This window comes from Parafannyhessea sp. LCP19S3_B1, from assembly GCF_052121955.1.
Lineage (GTDB): Bacteria > Actinomycetota > Coriobacteriia > Coriobacteriales > Atopobiaceae > Parafannyhessea.
Genome location: NZ_JBQKDH010000016.1, coordinates 47873 through 53975 on the forward strand (window position 1 = coordinate 47873; position 6103 = coordinate 53975).

The 6103-nt window shown below is 70.2% G+C and carries 7 protein-coding genes and 1 pseudogene; 1 reads left to right on the plus strand and 7 read right to left on the minus strand.

Going from position 1 to position 6103, the window contains the following annotated elements:
* Positions 1-2 precede the first annotated feature (2 nt).
* The 7 genes from ACTQWE_RS09330 to ACTQWE_RS09360 all read right to left on the minus strand — a co-directional run bounded on the left by ACTQWE_RS09330 (position 3) and on the right by ACTQWE_RS09360 (position 5835).
* Positions 3-329 carry a ribbon-helix-helix domain-containing protein gene (locus ACTQWE_RS09330; RefSeq protein ID WP_157692089.1) on the minus strand — a complete coding sequence of 109 codons (327 nt, stop codon included), beginning with the start codon at positions 327-329 and terminating at the stop codon, positions 3-5.
* 126 nt (positions 330-455) lie between these two features.
* Entirely contained in the window at positions 456-1076 is a 621-nt protein-coding gene (locus tag ACTQWE_RS09335) for a biotin transporter BioY (RefSeq protein ID WP_441921636.1), read from the minus strand.
* A 105-nt stretch (positions 1077-1181) separates the two neighbouring features.
* Positions 1182-2087, minus strand: a complete 906-nt coding sequence (locus ACTQWE_RS09340; RefSeq protein ID WP_441921638.1) for a DegV family protein — start codon at positions 2085-2087, stop codon at positions 1182-1184.
* Positions 2084-3820: an acetyl-CoA carboxylase, carboxyltransferase subunit beta gene (gene accD / locus ACTQWE_RS09345; protein WP_441921640.1), complete on the minus strand. Its 1737-nt coding sequence runs from the start codon at positions 3818-3820 to the stop codon at positions 2084-2086. The genes ACTQWE_RS09340 and accD overlap by 4 nt, the downstream gene beginning before the upstream one ends.
* Positions 3813-5150, minus strand: coding sequence for an acetyl-CoA carboxylase biotin carboxylase subunit (locus tag ACTQWE_RS09350; RefSeq protein WP_170104211.1), 1338 nt, complete (start codon positions 5148-5150; stop codon positions 3813-3815). The genes accD and ACTQWE_RS09350 overlap by 8 nt, the downstream gene beginning before the upstream one ends.
* A gap of 3 nt (positions 5151-5153) precedes the next feature.
* Positions 5154-5582 carry a 3-hydroxyacyl-ACP dehydratase FabZ gene (gene fabZ / locus ACTQWE_RS09355; RefSeq protein WP_090861256.1) on the minus strand — a complete coding sequence of 143 codons (429 nt, stop codon included), beginning with the start codon at positions 5580-5582 and terminating at the stop codon, positions 5154-5156.
* Positions 5583-5592: 10 nt separating this feature from the next.
* Positions 5593-5835, minus strand: a complete 243-nt coding sequence (locus tag ACTQWE_RS09360) for an acetyl-CoA carboxylase biotin carboxyl carrier protein (protein ID WP_441921643.1) — start codon at positions 5833-5835, stop codon at positions 5593-5595.
* Between ACTQWE_RS09360 and ACTQWE_RS09365 the strand changes: the two are divergent.
* Positions 5834-6103: pseudogene (locus tag ACTQWE_RS09365) on the plus strand (hypothetical protein); the annotation flags it as partial. The gene ACTQWE_RS09360 and the pseudogene ACTQWE_RS09365 sit on opposite strands and share 2 nt — an antisense overlap.

Consider the following 6103-nt stretch of genomic DNA (forward strand, 5'->3'; position numbering starts at 1 on the left):
GATCACCTGGCATCACGGTCCGCCCGGACCAGCTCCTCCGCAGAGGGAAACCCATCCGGCACGTTGACTGGACCCAGAGTGTCCGCCTCTGCAAACGCGCGCCGACGGCGCTCGCGCCGCTGCGCAACCACGGCAGGGTCCTCCCCCACCCAGTCCATCCATGCGGGAACGCGCCGGCCGGTGCCATCGACACCTTCCGGCGCACCCTGTAGATAGAGTTGGATTATGTGCGCGGTCTGCTGCGCAAGGCTGCGGTGCTGGCTCTTGGCCGCAAGGGAGAGCCCCTCGTACAGATCCTGGGGAAGGTCGCGTACCTGAAGCGTCGCCACGGCAATCACCACCTGGGCTCGATGCTCATGCAATGTGCATGCATTATGCACCGCGTGACTACGCGCCGTCAAGCACCGTTTTCGGGCGCCTTCGCAAGATGTTCTGCAAGCGACTCCGCGGCCCTACTAGGCCCGGACAGCGTCACCGCCACGCGCCATGCGTCCGGCAGCGGCAAGGCTCGTGGCTATGCCGGCCTTCATCAGGTCGAGCGCCACGAACGGCGCGACGCCCGCCGCAAACGCGGCCGCGGGCGCAAGGTGCGCCACTACCATGAGCTGCGCCCAGCCACATGTGTACACGACGGCGATCGTGGTCGCGAGCGCAAGCATCGCGCGCACGACATACGGCACGCGCAGGCAAGAAGCGCCCCTGAGCACAAGCGTGCCCACCGCGGCCGCAGCGACAAAGCCCAGGATGAAGCCTCCGGTGGGGCCGGCGATGCGCGCGACGCCACCCATGCCGCCAGAGAACACCGGTGCGCCGAGCGAGCCCACGAGCACGTAGGACGCGGCGCTCGACACGGCCTCGCGCGGACGCATCGCCAGCACCACCAGGCAGAGCGCCAGCACCTGCAGCGTGAAGGGCACCGGCGTCAGCGGCACCTCCACGCGGGCGCTCGCGCACAGCGCCAGCGTGCCCAGCGCCACGCGAAGCACGCCCGCTGCCGCACCCTCGCCGTGCAGCACGCGCACCGCGACCACGTGAGCGCGCTGTCCACCGTTCGAAACCACACCGTTCTCGACCATGCCTGCACCTCTCTTCCACGGGACGCCGCCAACGGCGGGCGCCCGCCCTTCTCTCCCGCTCTTCTTGCACGCGCCTTCCACCCGCCTTGTGCGGCTGGTTTGCGCCTATCGCTCCGCGTCGCGCGGCACGTCCCACGCGATGCTGACGGAGCCCACGCCCAGGTGCAGCGACACCACGGGGCCGGCGTCGCACACCTCGACCTGCGCGGCGGGCATCGTGCGGCGCGCGCAGTCCGCAAGCGCGCGCGTCGCGTCCGATTCCCCGTAGTGCGCCACCACGATGCGCCCGTCGCGCGCGGCCTGGGGCACCTGCCGCACCAGCAGGCGGACGGTGGCGCCCATGCCGTGCGCCACGTCCACGTCGCGGATGCCGCCACGGTCCAGCTCCATCACCAGGAAGCGGTCCAGCTTTCCCGCGACGGCGCGGCGCATGGCGCCCAGCCGGCCGGAACGGCGCAGCACGTCCATCTTCGGGACCGTGAAAGCGATTCCCTGCAGCGCCCGCGCACGCTCCAGGCGCGCCACGGCCTCGGGCAGCGTCGCGCCGGCGGAAAGCTCGCGTCGCGCGCGGCGCACCAGGAGCTCGAGCCCGCCCGACGTCGTCCACGAGTCCACTATGGCCACGCAGGCGGGGTCCGCTCCCTCGCCCACCAGCTGGTCTCGCGCCTCCACGGCGCTGCGATGCGTGCCAGAGAGCCTGGACGACATCGTGACGCACAGCACGTCCGAGCCGCACGCCAGCAGGCGCCGGAACTCGCCGTAGAACGCGGAGTGGTACACGGCCTCCGTCCCCAGCACCGTGCCGCCACGCAACAGCGCGTCGTACGCGCCGTTCTCGCCCTCGTACGTCTCGTCGCGGCGAACGCCGTCCACCAGGTAGTGCATGGGGACGATGTCGCAGCCCAGCGCGGCCGCCTCTGCGCGCGAAAGGCACGCGGAGCTGTCGCACACGATGGTGACGGGCCGCGTCGCGCCGCCGCCCTCCGGCCGACCGTTCGCTTCCTCGCTCATGCGTCGCACCTCCCGATCTTCCGGAACCTCTCGTATCGCGCGGCGAGAAGGTCGTCCGTCCCCATCGCGCCGAGCTCCGCGAGCTCGTCGTGAATCCTGCCCGCGAGCCTCCACGCGAACTCGGACGTGCCGAGCCCCTCCGCGTCGACCTCCCCGTCCACGATGCCCAGGCGCATGAGCGCCTTTGCCGTGATGCCCAGGGCGTCCGCGGCCTCCGCGGCGCGCTTCTGCGACTTCCACAGGATGGTGGCGCAACTCTCCGGACTCACGACGCTGTACACGGCGTCGGACAGCATGAGCACCCGGTCCGCCGTAGCAAGCGCGAGCGCTCCGCCGGAGCCGCCCTCGCCCATGATCACGGCGACCTCCGGCACGGCAAGCCCGCTCATCGCCATAATGTCGTCCGCGATGGCCGCGCCCTGGCCGCGCTCCTCCGCCTCCATGCCGGGGTAAGCGCCGGACGTGTCCACGAGCGTCACGACTGGCCGACCGAACTTCTGGGCCTGTCGCATGAGGCGCAGCGCCTTGCGGTAGCCCTCCGGCTTCGGCGAGCCAAAGTTGCGCGCGACGCGCTCCTTCGTGTTGCGGCCACGGTCCGTGCAGATGACGGTCACGGGGCGCCCGCGCAGAAGCGCGATGCCGCCCACGATGGCGGGGTCGTCGCCAAACTCACGGTCCCCGTGGAGCTCGACCAGCCCCTCGAACGCCTGCTCCGCCACGGTTGGCACGCTGGCGCGGCTTGTGTCGCGCACGCGGCGCACCAGGTCGTACGGGGTGGCATGGTCAGCCTCGAGCGCCCTCTGCTCGTGGTGCGGTCGCGGCCAGCGCGGCTGCTCCGGAAACGCCGCGCGGCAGTGCGGCACGGCGCGCGCAGGATCGCCCCATGCGGTGCGGTCATGCAGGAACAGCAGGTAGGCTATGGTGGAAGGCAGGTCCTTGCGCTCGACCACCATGTCCGCGAAGCCATGCTCCAGTATGAACTCCGCGCGCTGGAAGCCGGCGGGCAGACGCTTGTGCGTGGTCTGCTCCACCACGCGCGGACCCGCGAACGCCACGAGGGCGTCCGGCTCCGCAAGGCAGACGTCCGCGTCCATGGCGAAGCTCGCCGTGACGCCACCGGTGGTTGGGTCCGTCAGGACCACCAGGTACAGAAGGCCAGCGTCGCCGTGGCGCCGCACGGCACACGTCACCTTCGCCATCTGCATGAGCGACGTCACGCCCTCCTGCATGCGCGCCCCGCCGGAGACGGTGAACCCCACCACGGGCAGGCGCCTCTGGGTGGCCCGCTCGAAGCAGCGGCAGATCTTCTCGCCCACGGCGCTTCCCATGGAGCCCATCATGAACGAGGAGTCCATCACGAAGAGGGCGCACGGCTCGCCGCCGATCGTTGCCTCGCCCGTGACCACGGCCTCGCGCTCGTGCGACTTCGCGTGCGCCGCGGCCAGCTTCTGGCGGTAGTCCGGAAACGACAGCACGTCGCGCGGGGCGACGTCGGCGTCCCACTCTGCGAAGCTGCCGTCGTCCACGGTGAGATCGATGCGCTCGCGCGCGGAAAGCCGCAGGTGGTGGCCGCAGCGCGGGCACACGTCCAGGTTCTTCGCAAGGGCGTCCGCCTCGACCACGTGGCGGCAGTGCGGGCAGCGCACCAAGACCATGCGCTCGGGCACGTCCACGGGGACCTCGGTCACCGGTCCCTCGAGCTCGTTCACGCTCTTGTCGTTGCGTCTACTCATACAGGTGCTCCATCAGGTTCGTATGGTAGTTCCCGCTCAGGAACTCGTCGTTGGCGAGCACGTCCAGCTGCAGGTCGGCGTTGCACTCCACGCCGTCCACCACCAGCTCGCCCAGGGCGGAGCGCATCTTGCGGATGGCCTCCTCGCGCGTGGGGCTGTACACGACGAGCTTGCCGAGCATGGAGTCGTAGAACGGCGAGACGAGCGAGCCCACGTACAGCGCGGAGTCGAAGCGGACCCACGGGCCGTTGGGCACGTGCAGCATCGTGATGGTGCCGCATGACGGGCGGAAGTCCGGCGTCTCCGCGTTGATGCGGCACTCGATGGCGTGCCCGCTCACGGGCGCCGCGTCCACGCCGTCCGGCAGCGGTATGCCCGCGGCGACGCGCAGCTGCCACTTCACGAGGTCGTAGCCGGTCACAAACTCCGTCACGGGGTGCTCCACCTGAAGGCGGGTGTTCATCTCCATGAAGTAGAAGCTCCCGGCGTCGTCCAGCAGGAACTCGATGGTTCCCAGGCCCTCGTAGCCCACGGAGCGCGCCAGGTCGCGCGCGCACTTCTCCATGCGCAGGCGCACGTCGTCCGTGAGCGCCGGGCACGGGCTCGGGCTCTCCTCCAGAAGCTTCTGGTTCTTGCGCTGCACGGAGCACTCGCGCTCGCCAAGCGACATCACGTGGCCAAAGCGATCGCCTATGACCTGCACCTCCACGTGGTGCGCCGGGCTCACGAACTTCTCCATGTAGCATGCGCCGTCGCCAAACGCCGCCTTCGCCTCCGTGCTCGCGCTCTCGAACGCGACCGCGGCGTCCTCGGGCCGCTCCACCTTGCGGATGCCGCGACCGCCGCCGCCGGCGCGCGCCTTCACCAGCACGGGGCAGCCGATCTTTCGCGCCTGATCCTCTGCCTGCTCGGGCGAGTCCAGAAGGTCGCAGCCCGGCACAATGGGCACGCCCGCCGCGCGCGCGGTCCGGCGCGCCTCGTCCTTGTCGCCCATGCGCTGCATCACCTCGGGGCTGGGCCCAATGAACACCAGCCCGTGCTCGCGGCACTCGCGGGCAAACTCCACGTTCTCGGAAAGGAAGCCGTAGCCCGGGTGCACGGCGGAGGCCCCGGAGGCGATGGCGACCGTCAGGATCGCGTCGATGTTGAGGTAGGACTCACTCGCGCGCGGGCCGCCTATGCAATACGCCTCGTCCGCGAGCGTCGCGTGCAGCGACTCCTCGTCCGCCGTGGAGTACACCGCCACGGTCCTGACGCCCATCTCCTTGCAGGCGCGGATGATGCGGACGGCGACCTCTCCCCTGTTCGCGATGAGGACCTTCTGGAACATGGTCTACTTCTTTCCCTCTGGCACCAGCGCGAACGACATGTCCGCCACGCAGCACACCACGCCGCCCACGCGCGCCTCGCCGTGCGCGAAGTGGAACATGCCGTGCGAGCGCACGACGGAGCAGTCGAGCTCCACGGTGTCGCCCGGGCGTACGGGGTGCTTGAAGCGAACCTTGTCCAGGCTCGTGTAGTACGGCGTCGTCCCCTTCGACGCGCCGCCCTGGGCCAGCAGCACGCAGCAGTTCTGGGCAAGCATCTCGCACAGGATGACGCCGGGCACCACGGGGTTTCCGGGAAAGTGCCCCTGCACGAAGAACTCCTCGCCCGTCACGCGCACGTGCCCCACGGCACGCCCGTCCACCAGCTCGCAGTCGTCTATCAGAAGCATCGGCGGACGGTGCGGGAGTATGGTCTCGATCTCTTCTCGGTTCATGCGCTCCCCCCTAGTACAGCTTCATGAGCACGCAGCCGTATTCCACCAGCTCGCCGTCGCTGGCGCACACGTCCACGACCTCGCCGTCAACCTCTGCCGTGACCTCGTTCATGGCCTTCATGGCCTCGATCACGCACAGCGTGTCGCCCTTCTTCACCTTGGAGCCCACGTGCACGAACGGATCGGCCCCGGGTGCGGGAGCCGCGTAGTACACGCCGACCATGGGCGCCTTCACCGCGACGACCTTCGTCATGTCAAGCGGCCTCTCGCCGGCGTCGGCCGCGCCGTCCGTCGAGGCCGCGGGCGCGTCTTCGGCGGACGGTGCCTGCGCAGGCCCTGTCGCGTCGCCCTCGGCGGGCGAGAAGGACCGTCCGCCGTCCGCCGCGACCGCTGCGGAGGCGCCTGCCGCCGCCGGCGACAGGCCGCATGACAAGACGAAGGTCGTCGCGCTCAAGGCGCCCATGGTCGGCGTGTACTTCGCCGCTCCAGCACCCGGGGCCGATCAGTTCGTGGCCGTGGGC

What these genes read in the sequence shown, in the direction of transcription:
- ACTQWE_RS09335 (WP_441921636.1), bottom strand. Translation starts at nt 1,076, where the DNA reads ATGGTCGAGAACGGTGTGGTTTCGAACGGTGGACAGCGCGCTCACGTG.
- ACTQWE_RS09340 (WP_441921638.1), bottom strand. Translation starts at nt 2,087, where the DNA reads ATGAGCGAGGAAGCGAACGGTCGGCCGGAGGGCGGCGGCGCGACGCGG.
- accD (WP_441921640.1), bottom strand. Translation starts at nt 3,820, where the DNA reads ATGAGTAGACGCAACGACAAGAGCGTGAACGAGCTCGAGGGACCGGTG.
- ACTQWE_RS09350 (WP_170104211.1), bottom strand. Translation starts at nt 5,150, where the DNA reads ATGTTCCAGAAGGTCCTCATCGCGAACAGGGGAGAGGTCGCCGTCCGC.
- fabZ (WP_090861256.1), bottom strand. Translation starts at nt 5,582, where the DNA reads ATGAACCGAGAAGAGATCGAGACCATACTCCCGCACCGTCCGCCGATG.
- ACTQWE_RS09360 (WP_441921643.1), bottom strand. Translation starts at nt 5,835, where the DNA reads ATGACGAAGGTCGTCGCGGTGAAGGCGCCCATGGTCGGCGTGTACTAC.